General features: G+C 59.8%; 12 protein-coding genes. 8 read left to right on the top strand and 4 right to left on the bottom strand.

Annotated elements, in window-relative coordinates:
- Nucleotides 1–152: 152 nt before the first annotated feature.
- The 4 genes from ACXAD0_RS02870 (at nt 153) to ACXAD0_RS02885 (ending at nt 6,778) form a co-directional block, all read left to right on the top strand.
- Complete coding sequence (locus ACXAD0_RS02870; protein WP_475086836.1) at nt 153–539, top strand: hypothetical protein; 387 nt, start codon at nt 153–155, stop codon at nt 537–539.
- A 61-nt stretch (nt 540–600) separates the two neighbouring features.
- Nucleotides 601–1,908, top strand: a complete 1,308-nt coding sequence (locus tag ACXAD0_RS02875; RefSeq protein ID WP_475086837.1) for a TolC family protein — start codon at nt 601–603, stop codon at nt 1,906–1,908.
- A gap of 62 nt (nt 1,909–1,970) precedes the next feature.
- The gene (locus tag ACXAD0_RS02880; RefSeq protein WP_475086838.1) at nt 1,971–3,587 is read left to right on the top strand and encodes an efflux RND transporter periplasmic adaptor subunit; all 1,617 of its coding nucleotides are present in this window, start codon (nt 1,971–1,973) and stop codon (nt 3,585–3,587) included.
- Complete coding sequence (locus tag ACXAD0_RS02885) at nt 3,584–6,778, top strand: efflux RND transporter permease subunit (protein ID WP_475086839.1); 3,195 nt, start codon at nt 3,584–3,586, stop codon at nt 6,776–6,778. Before ACXAD0_RS02880 ends, ACXAD0_RS02885 begins: the two co-directional genes overlap by 4 nt.
- Here ACXAD0_RS02885 and ACXAD0_RS02890 read toward each other — a convergent pair.
- The gene (locus ACXAD0_RS02890; protein ID WP_475086841.1) at nt 6,735–8,138 is read right to left on the bottom strand and encodes a MutS-related protein; all 1,404 of its coding nucleotides are present in this window, start codon (nt 8,136–8,138) and stop codon (nt 6,735–6,737) included. The two genes, ACXAD0_RS02885 and ACXAD0_RS02890, sit on opposite strands and share 44 nt — an antisense overlap.
- A 222-nt stretch (nt 8,139–8,360) precedes the next feature.
- Between ACXAD0_RS02890 and ACXAD0_RS02895 the strand changes: the two genes are divergently transcribed.
- Nucleotides 8,361–9,143 (top strand): hypothetical protein, encoded by a 783-nt coding sequence (locus ACXAD0_RS02895; protein ID WP_475086842.1) that lies wholly within the window; start codon nt 8,361–8,363, stop codon nt 9,141–9,143.
- Nucleotides 9,140–10,180: a 2Fe-2S iron-sulfur cluster-binding protein gene (locus ACXAD0_RS02900; protein WP_475086843.1), complete on the top strand. Its 1,041-nt coding sequence runs from the start codon at nt 9,140–9,142 to the stop codon at nt 10,178–10,180. The genes ACXAD0_RS02895 and ACXAD0_RS02900 overlap by 4 nt, the downstream gene beginning before the upstream one ends.
- Before the next feature lie 42 nt (nt 10,181–10,222).
- On the opposite strand, the gene ACXAD0_RS02905 is transcribed toward ACXAD0_RS02900, so the two are convergent.
- Nucleotides 10,223–11,266 carry a DUF1214 domain-containing protein gene (locus ACXAD0_RS02905; protein ID WP_475086844.1) on the bottom strand — a complete coding sequence of 348 codons (1,044 nt, stop codon included), beginning with the start codon at nt 11,264–11,266 and terminating at the stop codon, nt 10,223–10,225.
- Nucleotides 11,267–11,494: 228 nt separating this feature from the next.
- Between ACXAD0_RS02905 and ACXAD0_RS02910 the strand changes: the two genes are divergently transcribed.
- Nucleotides 11,495–12,388: a hypothetical protein gene (locus ACXAD0_RS02910; protein ID WP_475086845.1), complete on the top strand. Its 894-nt coding sequence runs from the start codon at nt 11,495–11,497 to the stop codon at nt 12,386–12,388.
- A gap of 138 nt (nt 12,389–12,526) precedes the next feature.
- Here the strand turns inward: ACXAD0_RS02910 and ACXAD0_RS02915 are convergent, their stop codons facing one another.
- Both ACXAD0_RS02915 and ACXAD0_RS02920 read right to left on the bottom strand, forming a co-directional pair.
- Nucleotides 12,527–13,888: a TRAP transporter large permease gene (locus ACXAD0_RS02915; protein ID WP_475086846.1), complete on the bottom strand. Its 1,362-nt coding sequence runs from the start codon at nt 13,886–13,888 to the stop codon at nt 12,527–12,529.
- The gene (locus tag ACXAD0_RS02920; protein ID WP_475086847.1) at nt 13,885–14,520 is read right to left on the bottom strand and encodes a TRAP transporter small permease subunit; all 636 of its coding nucleotides are present in this window, start codon (nt 14,518–14,520) and stop codon (nt 13,885–13,887) included. Before ACXAD0_RS02920 ends, ACXAD0_RS02915 begins: the two co-directional genes overlap by 4 nt.
- 193 nt (nt 14,521–14,713) lie before the next feature.
- On the opposite strand from ACXAD0_RS02920, the gene ACXAD0_RS02925 reads away from it, so the two are divergent.
- Nucleotides 14,714–15,766, top strand: a complete 1,053-nt coding sequence (locus ACXAD0_RS02925; protein WP_475086848.1) for a PstS family phosphate ABC transporter substrate-binding protein — start codon at nt 14,714–14,716, stop codon at nt 15,764–15,766.
- Nucleotides 15,767–15,817: the final 51 nt, after the last annotated feature.

Genomic DNA, 15,817 nt, shown 5'->3' on the forward strand with positions numbered 1-15,817 from the left:
CTGTGCGGGCATCGGGGTTGCGCAGTTTACCACAGGGTTGGTGACAAATTAATCAATTTGGTCAGCAGGCCTGTGAGACTGGTCTCGCTTTGCGTATTTGTGTGGCCCCCCAGTCACTTGCCCCCCGGCCGGTGGGCTCATAGAATCAGCACATGCGTTTTCTCACCGTCCTTACTTTGTGTCTGTTCTTCTGCGCCCAGAGCCTGGCTCTGTCGGTGGGGCAGGCCTGTCTGGGCGAAATGGATCACACCGGCCACCATGACATGCGGAGCATGCCGTCGATGGACGGCCATCACGATATGGATGACATGGCGGGCCATGGCGACATGCCCTGTTGTGAGGACAACGACGCCACCTCAATGGATGCCCTGTGCGAGCTGACTTGCGCAGCCAGCGCCTGTTCATCCGGTGTCGCTATCGCGGCCCAGTCACTCGACCGGCTCGACTGGATCGGCGTGGCGTTTACGCCACCGGATCTGTCGGTTTCCGTTCCCTCTTCCCTGCCCGGCGCCCTGTATCGCCCACCTATTGCTGTCTGATTGCCTCGTTTGAGGGTGGCTAGTAAGCGCCCAACTGAGTTCAACCAGACAGGATTACCCCATGTTTACCCCGTTTCGGGCTCTGTGCCTGAATGCGTTGCTGTCTTTTGCAGCGCCCCTCGCCCTGGCCGGGCCAGACGCCGTCTCGGCAACGGTAGCGACCAGCCTTGAGCATGCCGTTGCACTGGCACTGGTGGAAGACCCCGGTACCCGCAGTGCTCGCCAAAGCGCGCTGGCCCAGCAGCAGAACGCCATTGCCGATGGCCAGTGGGCCGACCCCACCCTGCAGGTGGGGGTCGCCAATCTGCCGACCGACAGCTTTGCCTTTGACGAGCAGCCGATGACCCAGAAGGTGATCGGTATCCGCCAGAATTTGCCCCGCGGGGATTCCGCGGCACTCGCCGGCGCGCGCGGTGAGTGGCTGGCCGAAGCGGGCTTTGCCGGCGCGGCGGGGCTGGAGCTGGCACTGGAGCGGGATGTCAGCCTGGCCTTCCTGACATTGTCTGAGCAGCTGCGCACGCGCGAGTTGCTGTCGGAAAACCGGCGCTGGATGCAGGAACTGGTGGGTTATAACCGCGCGCGTCTGGCCAGCGCCCAGATTCAGTCGCAGCAGCTGCTGCAATCCCAGCTGGCGCTGGCGCGGCTGGACGATCGCATCGCGGCCGTGGACGGCGAAGTGCGCCGCGCCCGCGGTCTGCTGGGTCGCTGGATTGGCGGGGCTGCCTGGGGCCCGATTGACCGGACCCTGCCCGGCTGGGAGGACACCCGGCGCTGGTCGTCAGACCAGGCCCTGCCGGTGCCCATGGCGGTGATCGAGGCGCATCCGATGATCGCTGCCAGCAATGCGCAGGTTGAGGCGGAGCGGGTCAATGTGGCGCTGGCACGCGAAGCGTACAAACCGCAGCTTGGTATCGACCTGAAATACGGCCAGCGCCAGCCCACCCCGATGAGCGATGGAGCCGACTTTGCCAGTGTGATGTTCTCGGTGGAGATGCCACTGTTCCGCAAGAACCGGCAGGATCGCCGCCTCGCGGCCAGTCACGCGCGGGAAAGCGCCGGCATCCTGCAGCGCCAGGAGCAGTTGCAGCAATTGCATGCCGCTCTCAATGCGGCCGTGGCTGATGCGCAGGCACTGCAAAGCCGCGAAGCGGATTACCGAACCGACCTGCTCGCCCAGGCCGATGCCACTGCCGACGCGGTGTTAAAGGGGTACGCCAGCAACACCGCCGACCTGGAAGCGGTGATCGATGCGCGGCTGGATGCCATTGAGGCGCAGATCAGCGCGGCGCAAATCACCTTTGGCTACTACCGCGCGCTAGCGCGCATCCGCTATTTCCTGGCGGCTGGCAGGGAGGGCGACCGCAAATGAATCGCGCTCAGAACACTTCCGCCGACAACCGCCCCATGAACGAAAGCGATGGAAAGACTTCCATGAACCGAATGTTATTGGCCGCCCTGATTCTGGCGGCACTGGTGGCCGGCGCTTTGCTCGGCCAGTTTTTCTCGCGGGACAGCGAGCAGGCCGCGGGCGGTGACAGTGATGCGCGCAAGATCCTTTACTGGGTCGCGCCCATGGATCCCAATTTCCGCCGCGATGGACCGGGCAAGTCGCCCATGGGGATGGACCTGGTGCCGGTCTACGAGGGAGATGACACCGGCAGCAACAAGGCTGCGCCGGGCACGGTCACGATCAGTCCCCAGGTGGAGAACAACCTCGGCGTGCGTACGGCCGTTGCCGAGCGTGCGCCGCTGGCGACCAGTGTAGAGACGGTCGGTCTTGTCCAGCTGGATGAGGACAAACTGCACCATGTACACACGCGCCTGAACGGCTGGGTGCACCGCACCTGGGTCAAGGCGGTTGGCGACCGGGTCGAGCGCGGCCAGCCGCTGCTGGAGATTTACTCGCCGGAACTGGTCAAGGCACAGAGTGAGCTGGTGGCGGCGCTCGAAAGTGGAAACCCGACCCTGATCGCGGCGACCCGCGAGCGCCTGCGCAGTCTGGGGATTCCCGCGGCCCATGTGCGCCAGGTGGAGCGCAGTCGCAAGGTCAGTGAAAACATCACCCTGCATGCGGAGACCGGCGGTTACGTGAATGTCCTCGGTGCACGGGATGGCATGTATGTGACCCCGGCCACCACGCTGATGAGTATCGGCCCGCTGGATACCGTGTGGGTGGAGGGCGAGCTGTTCCCCCGCCAGGGCGGGCAGGTGCGTGTGGGGGAAACCGCCACCGTGCGCGGCGACTTCGCGCCCGGCCGCAGCTGGACCGGCAAACTGGTGCACGTGTTGCCCGACCTCGATGCCAAGACCCGCACCCTGCGCGTGCGCGTGGCTGTGGATAACCGGGACAAACTGTTGCGCCCCGGCATGTTTGTACGCCTCGACCTGCTGGGCCCCGAAGTCAATGTGCTCACCGTGCCACGCGGTGCACTGATCCGCACCGGCGACATGGATCGACTGGTCATTGCCGAAGGGGATGGCCGCTATCGCTCGGTGCGGGTGCAGGCGGGTCGTGAAATCGGCGATCGGGTGGAGATCCTGGATGGCATCGAGCCGGGTACGCGGGTGGTCACCTCGGCGCAGTTCCTGCTCGATTCCGAGTCGAGCATCAGCGCCGATCTGGACCGGGTTGGCGGCGCCGCGACCGACAGCGCCGATGGCGAACCCGTCGGCGACGCGCCCTGGGCGGATGCCACGGTGCTGAGCATGCCCGATGACAATCATTATGCCCGCCTGGAACACGGTCCGGTGCCGGCGTGGGACTGGCCCGGCATGGTCATGGGGTTCTATGTGGCGGACTCTGCGCAGGCGGGCCTGCGTCAGGCGCTCGAGAGTGGCGCGCGGGTGCAGGTGCAAATACGCAAACGCAGCGATGGCAAGTTTGAGGTGATTGCCATGCGTGGCATCACGGGGGACCTGGCGCCGCCAGCGAACCCTGCCGACCGCCCCGAACAGGAAAAATCCGATCACGACAGGATGGATCACGAGGGAATGGATCACAGCGAAATGCATCCGGCAGGGAGCGATGCACAGGAGCGTGAGAAATGATCGCGCGCATTATTCGCTGGTCGCTGCACAACCGCGCACTGGTATTGATTGCCGCGCTGGCGCTCGCGGTTGGCGGTCTGTACAGCCTGCGCCACACACCGGTGGATGCCCTGCCGGACCTGTCCGATGTGCAGGTGATTGTGAAAACCAGTTATCCCGGCCAGGCACCGCAGGTGGTGGAAGACCAGGTGACCTACCCGCTGACCACCGCCATGCTGAGTGTGCCCGGTGCGCGCACGGTGCGCGGTTACTCGTTCTTCGGCGACTCCTATGTGTACGTCATTTTTGATGATGACGTGGACCTGTACTGGGCCCGCTCACGGGTACTGGAATACCTCAGCCAGGTGGCACCGCGGCTGCCGGCGGGTGCGCGCTCGGAGCTGGGGCCGGATGCCACCGGTGTTGGCTGGATCTACAGCTACACGCTGGTGGACCGCAGCGGCCGCCACGACCTGGCGCAGCTGCGCTCCCTGCAGGACTGGTTTCTCAAATATGAATTGCAGACGCTGCCGGGTGTTTCCGAAGTGGCCACTGTGGGCGGTATGGTGCGGCAATACCAGGTGCAGGTGGATCCGCTGCGCCTGCGCGCCTACAACCTGACTCTGGCGCAAATCCAGGATGCCATCGAGCGCGGCAATCGCGAGTCCGGTGCCTCGGTGGTGGAAATGGCCGAGGCCGAGTACATGGTGCGCGCCAGTGGCTATATCCAGGGTGTCGAAGACCTGCGCCAGCTGCCGCTGGCGGTGAATGAGAGCGGCACGCCGCTGTTGTTGCAGGACGTGGCCGACGTGCACATCGGCCCGCAGATGCGTCGCGGCCTGTCGGAACTCGATGGCGAGGGCGAGGCGGTTGGTGCCGTGGTGGTGATGCGCTTCGGCGAGAATGCGCGCGCGGTCATCGATGGCGTGCGTAGCCGGCTGGAAGAGCTGCAGCGCAGCCTGCCGGCGGGCGTCGAGATTGTGCCTACCTATGACCGCAGTGAGCTGATCGACAGCGCGGTGGAAAACCTGTGGCAGAAGTTGCTGGAGGAATTCATCGTGGTGGCGCTGGTGTGCGCGCTGTTCCTGTTCCACCTGCGGTCCTCGCTGGTGATTGCCATCAGCTTGCCGCTGGGTATCGTCGGCGCGTTTGTGGTGATGCACCTGCAGGGCATCAACGCCAACATCATGAGCCTCGGCGGTATCGCCATTGCCATCGGTGCCATGGTGGACGGCGCCATCGTGATGATTGAAAACCTGCACAAGCACATGGAGCGCAACCCGCTGCCCAAGGATGCATCCGAGCAGGCGCGCTGGCAGCTGGTGGCGCGCGCGGCGGAAGAAGTCGGCCCACCCCTGTTTTTCAGCCTGCTGATTATTACCCTGAGCTTCCTGCCAGTATTTGCCCTGCAGGGCCAGGAGGGTCGCCTGTTTGCGCCGCTGGCCTACACGAAGACCTACGCCATGGCCGTAGCGGCGGGCCTCGCCATTACGCTGGTGCCGGTGTTGATGGGCTACCTGGTGCGCGGGCCGATAAAACCGGAGCGGGCCAATCCCATTAACCGCGCGCTGGCGGCTGGCTACCGCCCGCTATTGGAACTCGCCATCCGTCACCCGCTGCCGGTGATTGGCATGGCGATGGTGCTGCTGGCCAGCAGCCTCTACCCACTGGCGAAGACCGGCACTGAATTTATGCCGCCGCTGGATGAGGGGGACCTGATGTATATGCCGAGCACCCATCCCGGTATTTCCATCGGCAAGGCACGCGAGCTGCTGCAGCAAACCGACAAGCTGATCATGCAGGTGCCGGAAGTGGCACAGGTGTGGGGCAAGATGGGCCGCGCCGAGACCGCTACGGACCCGGCGCCGCTCACCATGGTGGAAACCATTATTCGATTCAAACCGCGCGACCAGTGGCGCCCGGGCATGACGCCGGAAAAAATCCGCGATGCGCTCGACGCCGCCGTGCAATTGCCGGGTGTGACCAATGCCTGGGTAATGCCGATCAAGACCCGTATCGATATGCTCGCCACCGGAATCAAGACTCCGGTGGGTATCAAGGTGGCTGGTGCCGACCTGCACCAGATCGAAAAGATCGGTACCGCGCTGGAAAAACTCCTGCCGCAGGTGCCCGGCACCGCCTCGGTATTTGCCGAGCGGGTGGAGGGTGGCCGTTATATCGATATCCAGATCGATCGCGCTGCGGCCGCGCGCTACGGCCTCAATATCAGTGACGTGCAGAGCGTGATCGACACGGCAGTGGGCGGCAAAAAAATGGGCGAGACCGTTGAGGGGCTCGAGCGCTACCCGATCAACCTGCGTTATCCACAGGCATGGCGCGACTCGCCCGCGCAGATGCGCCAGTTGCCCCTGGTCGCGCCGAACGGTACCCACCTGAGTCTCGGCGACGTGGCGCGTATCGAGGTACAGGGCGGTCCGCCGATGATCAAGACCGAAAACGCGCGCCCCAACGGCTGGGTGTATATCGATATTCGCGATCGCGACCTGGGTTCCTGGGTGGCCGATGCGCAGCGTCTGGTGCGCGACCAGCTCGAGCTGCCGCCGGGTTATTCCCTGTCCTGGTCGGGCCAGTACGAATATATGCAGCGCGCGCGCGAGCGCCTCGGCCTGCTGCTCCCCGTGACGCTCGGCATCATCATGCTGCTGCTGTATGCCAGCTTCCGCCACTGGGGCGAAGTGCTGGTGATTATGGGCACCCTGCCACTGGCGCTGATCGGCGGCCTGTGGCTGGTGTACGGGCTCGGCTACAACCTGTCGGTGGCGGTGGGCGTGGGCTTTATTGCGCTGGCCGGCGTGGCAGTAGAGATCGGTGTGATCATGCTGGTGTATCTCAACCAGGCGTGGCAACAGCGCCAGGATGAGCGTGCGGCGGCAGGGCAATCGCTGTCTGCACAGGATCTGGACGATGCGATTCGCGCGGGGGCTGGCCAGCGTATGCGCCCGGTGGTGATGACCACCGCCACGGTATTTATCGGGCTGGTGCCGGTGATGCTGGGCAGCGGTGTGGGTTCCGAGGTGATGCAACGCATCGCCGCGCCGATGGTGGGCGGCATGATCAGCGCCATGTTACTGACGTTGATGGTATTGCCGGCGGTATATCGCCTGTGGAAGGGGCGCGCGTTGCGCGTTTCCGCTAACGGTCAAATGGTTACTCGTCCTCCTGCAACACCGGATGCGCAGCATCCGTTGTGATGGCGGTGTCCTGATCCAGCAGCGTGAAGATACCCTCTTCGTGCAGCACGCGCATGCCCAGCCGCTGGTCGGAAATGCCGGAACGCAACAGATAGTCGAAGTGCAGCCGCTCGCCGCTCTCGATCGCCTCGAAGTAACGGCAGTCCACCTGGTTGTCGAGGCGCTGCAGATGTTCGCTGAGCTCGATCAGGTGGGAAGAAAACATAAACAGGCAATTCTGCCGTTTGGAGAAGCGTTCGAGGATGGCCAGTGACGCCTCGAACGCGTCCTTTACATTGGTGCCCTTGAAGGGCTCATCCATCAGCGCCATTACTCGTTCGCCCCGCGCTACGGCTTCGGCCACGGCTTTGACCCGCAGCGCCTCGGCGCGGAAGTAACTCACCCCGCGACGCAGGTCGTCGGTGAGAGAGATGGAACTGAACAGCCATTGTACCGGCACAAACTGGAAGCTCTGTGCGGGCACACCCATGCCCAGGTGCGCAAGATACAGGGCAGTGGCAAAGGCGCGCAGGTACGTGGTCTTGCCGGCCATGTTGGGGCCGGTGAGAAACAGAATGCGCTGTTGCTGGCTGAGGGTAACCGGGTTGGCAACGGGGTTGTCGAGATACGGGTGATAGAGGCCGTCGGCGTACACCTGCATCTCGCCGGTGCAGATTTCCGGCAGCACAAAACCGTGCTCGCTATTGGCGTCGGCCATCGACACCAGGGCATCCAGCTCATAATTCACTTCCAGCAGCTGTGCAAGGGACGCCTTCTCTTTCACCCGCAGGATCTGGTCGAGCTTGAGCATCCGCCAGGTGCCCCAGCCGCCCACATCATAATCCGGTACCTTGCGAAAATTCGGGCGCGCCAGCAGTGTGCGGATGCGTTGCAGCAGCGGTGCCAGTTCGCCGGTGGCGTCCTGTAATGGCGCGAGGCCGACAAAAGTACGCAGGGCGCGGATCAGGCGACAGGCAGACTGGGCACCACGCACAATGCTGAAAAAATGGTTGTCCTGGTTGGCCCAGACCTGAAAGGCGCCGAGCATAAATTCGAGGCTGTTACGAAAGTCCAGGCTGGGCAGAATTTCCTGCAGGTAGGTTTGCGTCCCCTCGACCGCATACACCGAAGGCATTTTATCGAAGAGCTTGCGCCGTTCCGCAATAAAGCGGATCGCCTGCTGGGTTGCATCGATATGCTGGGCGCTCGCCCAGGGCTTTTGCATACGCCGCCGCAGTACCGCTGCGCCTCCGACCGACCGCGTCCGATTACAGAAATCGAACAGGCTGGCGTCGCCGGTATCGGATTCAAATATTTCCAGGTCTTTGAACGTATGGGCATCGATACCCAGCACAGCGGAGTCGTTACGGCTTTGCGACATAGGCGGATCCCCGTTGGGCAAATCGAACTCGCTGCAGAATACTGTTCTCTGATATTTCGATTTGAGAGTTATTGTTATTCGCGTTTTCTATTTAAGCAGAAGCTGGAGTGAATTCAATCCGGGACCTTAGACGCGGCTAAATCGCTACAGCAATACCGGTGGAATTCGCGCACAATAGAGATTGGGAACCTTCAATCACGGCCGGGCCGGAATGGCGAGCCTATGAGCAAACATCAATCAGTGCGTGTCGGCAGTACCAAGGAAGCGATGCGCCCCACACTGACCCGACGGCTGCGCCAGTGGCACCGCGGCTTGCTGCTTGTTGCCGGTGTGCAGTTGCTCGCGTGGGCATTGAGTGGTTTTTATATGGTGGTGGTCGATCTGGACTTTATCCACGGCGATCACTTGGTGAGAAACACCACAGAACCCCTGCCCAATGTGCCGTTGGCCAATCCGGACCTGCAGGGTTTCGAGCGCATTGATGCGCTGACATTGAAATCCATCGCCGGCACGCCGGTATTTCTGGTGCAGGCCGATGGAGATCGCCATCGTTTTGATGCCAGCAGCGGCGCGTTGCTGCCAAGGCTCGACGAGTACGCCGTGCTGGACCTGGCACGCCACTACTATCAGCCTGCCCAACCTGAATTCCCTGCGGCCAGCGCCAGTCTGTTAATCAGTAACCCACCATCGGAGATACCCCCGCGTATCCTGCCGGTTTGGCGGGTCGATCTGCAGGATCGCTTCGGCACCAGTTTATATATCCACCCGGTCAGCGGTGAGCTGCTCACCCGCCGCCATGATTACTGGCGGGTGTTCGACTTCCTGTGGATGTTACACATCATGGATTACGAGGCGCGCGAAGATATCCACAACCTGACCCTGCGCGGCTTCGCGCTGCTGGCCCTGGCCGCAACTCTCGCCGGGCTCGGCCTGCTGTATTTTCGTCTGCTACACCTGCGCCTGCGACAGTTTCGGTTGCGGCGGTCCCAGGAGGTCAATGCATGACCCCCTGGCTGAAGAAACTGCACAAATGGCTGGCCTTGCTGGTGGGCGTGCAGCTGTTGATTTGGGTAATCACTGGCCTGCTGTTCAGTCTGCTGGACCCGGGTCTCGTCAGTGGCCGCGCGCTGAAAGCTTCCAGTGCGGCAGAAACGCCCCGTTTTGCAGCAGAAGCCACGGCAGAGACTGCGGCGGCAATGCAGCGGGTACTCGCGCGTTACCCGGCCGGTACGGTTACCGAGGTCCAACTCGGCAATCACCTGTCCCATGCGCGCATTGAAAACGTGGATCGCCCGCTATTGCGGGTTGTCACCGAAGAAGGCGTAACGCTGCATAGACTGGACGGCAGCGTGGTAACCATCGACGGTGCGCTGGCCCTGCACATCGCTCGCGCCGATTATGCCGGTGATACGAACCTGTTGGGCACGCCGGAGAAAATACCCGCGCCCAACATGGCAACCCGGCGTCACAGCGGTTCCAGCTGGCAGATCCCGGTAGCGGATGCGCATAACACCACCCTGTATATCTCCGCTGAGGATGGCCGTGTACTGGAACGCCGCACCGATACCTGGCGGCTGTTCGATATCCTATGGATGTTGCACATCATGGATTACACCGAGCGCACGGACTTCAATAATCCCGTGGTCATCGCGTTCGGCTTTATCGCGCTGTGGCTGAGTGCCAGCGGCTTCTGGTTGCTGCTTAATGGTCTGCGTCGCGAAGAGCTCGCGCGTTTGCGCCAGTGGTGGTCTGTATTTTCGCAGAGGTCGTCGCGGGTACCGGTGGTGTTAAAGAACAAGCGTGATGGTGAGCAGACTTATCAGTTGGTGGAAGGCGCTTCGCTGTATGAGGCGCTGGCAGAGGCCGGACTTACCTTGCCGTCCGAGTGCGGCGGCGGCGGCAGCTGCGGCCAGTGCGTGGTGCAACTGAATGCAAAGACTCCGGTGAATGCTATCGAGAGAGATCGTTTTAACGATCAGCAGCTCGCGTGTGGTTATCGCCTGGCCTGTCAGCAATTGGTTGGTGCCAGTGTCACGGCATAATAACTATTGATCTGCCGTGCCTGGTCGTGAATTCCTTTATTGTTACTCCGTTTTCTTTACATCCACTTTGGTCATCGCCGGCAATTTGTAGTCGCCAGACCGAACACGTTTGCCTGGACGATAAACTCTCATCAAGATATTCCAGCCTTCTGCGGTATCAAGACGGTTAGGTACATCGCCACATACCGCTTTTGAACCATAGTACGCGGTGAATGTACCGTCATCATTCATCTTGGTGTTGGAGTCATTGAGTGCCGCATTTTCGTTGAACATATAGCCTTCGCCGTTGTACATCGTAATTGACCAGAACGCCTGGTTTTCAGGAACCTGATACGTGGCCTGGTAACAATGATCGGTAGCGCCGGATGCCCTGTCGGCGATATAAACCGTTTCATAATCAGGAAAAAGGCCCCACGAACTGGCAACTGCGATGCGATGTTCTTCCGGATCGATTTTTCCCGATTTGCGCGTGTCCTGAAATGAAGGAGGATACTGGCTATACTTGCTGAGCTTGCGATCATAAAGGCTTCTTAACCGCAGCATTTCATCCCAGTTCCAGTTCGCCTTTTTGGGCACCTTGCTGCCTGAATCAACCTTTACATTGGCAAGAATCTGGCGTGCTGTCTCAATATCGGCTTCGTCGGTTGCATCGAATATTTGAACCCGTGGAATGGCCACAATATAGCGGGTATCCTGAGCGCCAAATTCATAGGTGCCAGGCTTTCTCAAAATATCAATAGTGTAGTGATCGTTATCCAGCAAATAGACCGAAAAATAGCGATTGGCCGGCGACTCAGGGATCTCGATACGGAAGCCGTCTTTCGTATCGATCGGTATGCCAGCATAGAGTGTATCGCGATTCATGCGTGGCACTGCCTGGTTGTCAAGCGGTGTTGGCTCCGAGTAAACCAGGCCCTGATTCAGGCCACCTGCTTCCTGGAAGCGGAGTATACGTGCATCCACCTCAGCTCGGATAAAACTCTCTTCTGTGACTGGATCCGGCGCATCCTGAGCGACACATAGTGATACAGCCCCGGGCAAAACCAGTGCAGTGATAAAGACAGGTATGCCATTCCGCATATTCATCTTTCTCTTGTGGCCATATCTCAAGGGTAGAAAAATACGTGCCTCTGTCCAAGTATAGGGGATTAATTAGTGGGTTGATAAAATCAACCTTATGCCAGGGCAATCAATCAAGCGCTGGTCCAAGGTCGTGTACAGAAGAAAAAAATGGGCGTCATAATGTTGATCTCACCTCATTTTTCACAATGAAACTATTCCTAGTTAATTTTTAAAATAGGTATGGAAATGCCTTTGTATATAGAATTTGGTGACCTCTCTTGGGGCAGTCAGCGTTTGGGTCAGGATATACATTTGATTAAGCCTGAAGAGGAGCCTGAATGTGAGGACCGATTCTTCGAAGAAATATCGAAAAATTCATCAGCTAATGAAGTTAAGTACTTGACCGTTGATTTTGGCGTGGATGCTTCATTTGAAAAGATTGCCAAGGCGCTACCAGCCATTGAGGGCGTGAGTATAAACAGCAACGCGGTGAAGTCATTGGCAGGTGTTGAGAATCTTAAGTCTTTAAGGGTTATCCTGCTGCAGATGGACAGGAGGTCGAAAGAATTCGATTTTTCTGCCATATCTTGTCTTGAATTGGATCTGCTTCTAATTACAGGGATTATTGAGTCTGAAGTCTCGTTGTCATCATTGCCTAGAAAGATGAAGTCTTTGGTCTTAGAGCGGCCAAAGATTTCTGATTTTTCATTTCTAAGTGCTTATGAGGTAAGCAGCCTGCAGGTGTTGTCTTGTTCTTCAGAAAGAATGTCAGGGTTTGGCAAAATCAAATTGAATGAGCTAAAAATAGCAAGTTGTCGGAATCTTGAAGATATAGAGTTTTCTTCTGCGCGCCTTAATTCTTTGGTTGTCGAAGGATGTAAAAAAATAAATTTCTCTCGGCTAAAAAGTATTGGAGCGTGTAGAGAGATTTATATCAATAAATGCAGTCAGGGTGTCGACGTAAATTATATTTTTGATGTGCCGGGATTGCGGGCCGTAAAGCTAATAAACTCTCCGATTGATTTTTCGAGTCTAATTTCAATTGGTCTGAAAGGAGTCGATTCGTTGAGTATCTTCCCAATAAACAAAGAAAACCAAGCGCGCATTGTTTCTTTATTTGGGAGTGACAAACTAAAGTTTCTTTGATGTTTTGAGCATATGGGTCCAGATCAACTTTATGACTTTCAATTTCCTGCCGTGCAAATAGGCAGAAATATACTGGCCCCAAATTGAATCCCCGGCACTTAGCCGGGGATTCTTGTTCTGGCCGAGCCAGCGCGGTCGTTACCCCGCCATATACGCCGGCAACCACGTCGCCAGTGACGGCCACAAGGCCAGTACACACATCAACGCCAACTGGATCATGATAAATGGCACCACCCCTTTATAGATGGCTCCGGTTGCCACCGTTTCCGGTGCCACCCCGCGCAGGTAGAACAGGGCAAATCCGAATGGTGGCGTCAGGAAGGAAGTCTGCAGGTTGATGGCGATCATAATGCCGAGCCACACCGGGTCGACACCCATGGCCAGCAACACCGGCCCCACAATCGGCACTACCACAAAGGTGATCTCGATAAAGTCGAGGATAAAGCCGAGTACAAAGATCACCAGCATCACCAGCAGGGTAGCTCCCACCACGCCGCCGGGCAGGCTGTTGAAGAAGCTGGTGACCATCTCCTCGCCGTTGTAACCGCGGAACACCAGTGAGAACAGCGAGGCGCCGATCAGGATGGCGAAGACCATCGCGGTGACCTTGAGGGTGCTCTGCCCTACTTCGCCGGCACGCTCCCAGTTCAGAGCGCCGCGACTCAGTGCCAGCAGGCCCGCACCCAGCGCGCCAACCGCAGCGGCCTCGGTTGGGGTGGCGGCGCCGGTCATGATCGAGCCGAGCACCAGTAGCATCAGCGCAATGGGTGGCAGCAGACTTTTGACGGTCTCAAGCGTATCGAAGTCTTCGGCTTCCACGCGCGCGGCAGCGGGCTCGCGCCGGGCAATAAACAGCAGGTAGATGATGTAGGCCGCGACCAGCAGCATCCCGGGAATAATGGCACCGACAAACAGGTCGCCGACACTCACCGGCTTGGGATTGAAGATGCCGGCGGACAGCTGTGCCTGCTGGTAGGCGTTGGACAGGGTATCGCCGAGCAATACCAGCGCGATGGAGGGCGGGATGATCTGGCCGAGGGTACCGGTGGCACAGATGGTACCGGTGGCCAGCTGCGAGGAGTAACCGCGGTTCAGCATCGTGGGCAGGGACATCAGGCCCATGGTCACGACGGTTGCGCCCACGATCCCGGTACTGGCGGCCAGCAGTGCGCCGACCACCACCACGGACACGGCCATGCCGGCAGGCACCCGCGAGAAGACCTTGGCCAGGTTAACCAGCAGTTCTTCGGCAATGCGCGCCCGTTCGAGCATCACGCCCATCAGTACGAATAAGGGCACCGCCATCAGGGTGCCGTTCTGCATGATGCCGTAGAGGCGGTCGGGGAAGGCCTTGAGCAGGTCCGGGTCGAAAATACCGGTGACAATGCCGAGGCCGGCGGCCAGCAGTGCGGTGCCGCCCAGGGTAAAGGCCACCGGGTAGCCAAACATCAGCGCCGCGCAGATGGCGACGAACATCAACAGGGGAATCAGTTCGATCATGCGCCCATCTCCTCCAGTTGCGGAGACTGGGGGGTTCGGGTCTGCGCTTGTGGCTGACTGGGGGTTTCCACCCGCATCAGTTGCTCCAGCGCCCGCGCCAGCTGGGCGATACCCTGCAGGGCCAGGGTGGTGGCGGCCAGCGGGATCACGCTTTTCAGTAGATAGACCCCGGCGAGGCCGCCGGCGTTGGCGCTGCTCTCGCGCACGGCCCAGCTGGCGGCGGCGAACTGCCAGCTGCCCACCAAAGTGAAGGCACACAGGGGCAACAGGAACAGGATGGTGCCGGTGGCGTTCACCCACGCCTTGCGCCGCGGTGACATCTGCCGGTAGAGCACGTCGACCCGCACATGGGCGTCGGTCTGCAGGGCATAGGCGAGCCCGAGCATCAGGGCCGCCCCGTGCAGGTAGACCGCCGAGTCCTGCAGGGCCACCGAGCCGCCGCGCAGGAATTCACCGGCGCTGCCAAGCGCCATGCCATCGTCTCCGAGCCCGTAGCGCAGCAGCACGACGGCACTCTGCAGCAACACCATGGCCAGGGTAAACCAGCCGAGCAGGCGGCCGCTGGCAGTGGACAATCGGTCAATATTGTTCGCGCAGCTGCTGAGCAGATGCATTGGGAGTACCTCTCTCACCGTCTTATTGTTGTTAGTCGGGTGTTCCCGGGCGCGACCGGGCCGTCGCCACAGCCTACCGCGGGCGATCTTCCGGCGCCAGAGGCCACCTAAGTGGCAATGTAACCATTTTGTAATATTCCATTCATAGAATCGTCACCCGTTCGCCATAGCATCGCCGCGTAAACCAAACAGAACTCACTTGGAGTGAAACATGAGCAAGCGCATTCTCGCTTCTTCCCTGGCGGTACTGACCATCGCAGCCTCCCAGGCAGCACTGGCGGCCCGCGATCATATCAGCATCGTCGGCTCGTCCACGGTCTACCCGTTCAGCACCACCGTAGCGGAGCGTTTCAGCCGTTCTACCCAGTTCAAGACCCCGGTTGTCGAATCCACCGGTACCGGCGGCGGCATGAAGCTGTTCTGTCAGGGCGTTGGTGAAAGCACTGCCGATATCACCGGTGCTTCCCGTCGCATCAAGCAGTCCGAGCTGGACATGTGTAACGATAACGGCGTAGACGTGGTTGAAGTTCAGGTTGGCTACGACGGCATCGTGCTGGCAAACGCCAAGACCGCCAAGCCGTATGCGCTTTCGCGTAAGGACATCTTCCTGGCCCTGGCCAAAGAAGTACCGAACCCGGACGGTTCCGAGACCCTGGTCGAGAACCCCTACAAGACCTGGAAGGATGTGAACCCGGCGCTGCCGAATGCCAAGATCGAAGTGCTGGGCCCGCCCCCGACTTCCGGTACCCGTGACGCCTTCGCTGAGCTGGCAATGGAAGGTGGCTGCAAGAAGTTTGACTGGATTGCGGCCAAGAAGAAATCCGACAAGAGCGCTTACAAGGCGATCTGTCACACCGTTCGTGAAGACGGCGCTTATGTAGAGGCCGGTGAGAACGACAACCTGATCGTGAACAAGCTGGTTGCCAACCCGAATGCCCTCGGCATCTTCGGCTTCAGCTTCCTGGACCAGAACGCTGACAAGGTGCAGGGTTCCACCATCGAAGGCCAGGAGCCGACCTTTGAGTCCATCGCTGACCAGAGCTACCCGGTTTCCCGTCCGCTGTTCATCTACGCCAAGAAAGCCCATGCCGACGTGATTCCCGGTATGAAGCAGTTCCTGGCTGAGTTCACCAGCGAGCGCGCCTGGGGTGAGGAAGGTTACCTGGCAGACAAGGGCATGATCCCGCTGCCCACCGAGAAGCGTCAGCAGGTCGCTACTGACGTGCGCAAGCTGAATGCCCTGAGCAACCTGGCTGTAAAATAAAAAGTCAGGACGACCAGAGGTAGAGGGATTTACCGGCCAAGCCCGCAAGGG

Source organism: Microbulbifer sp. ABF4_148 (genome assembly GCF_056158985.1).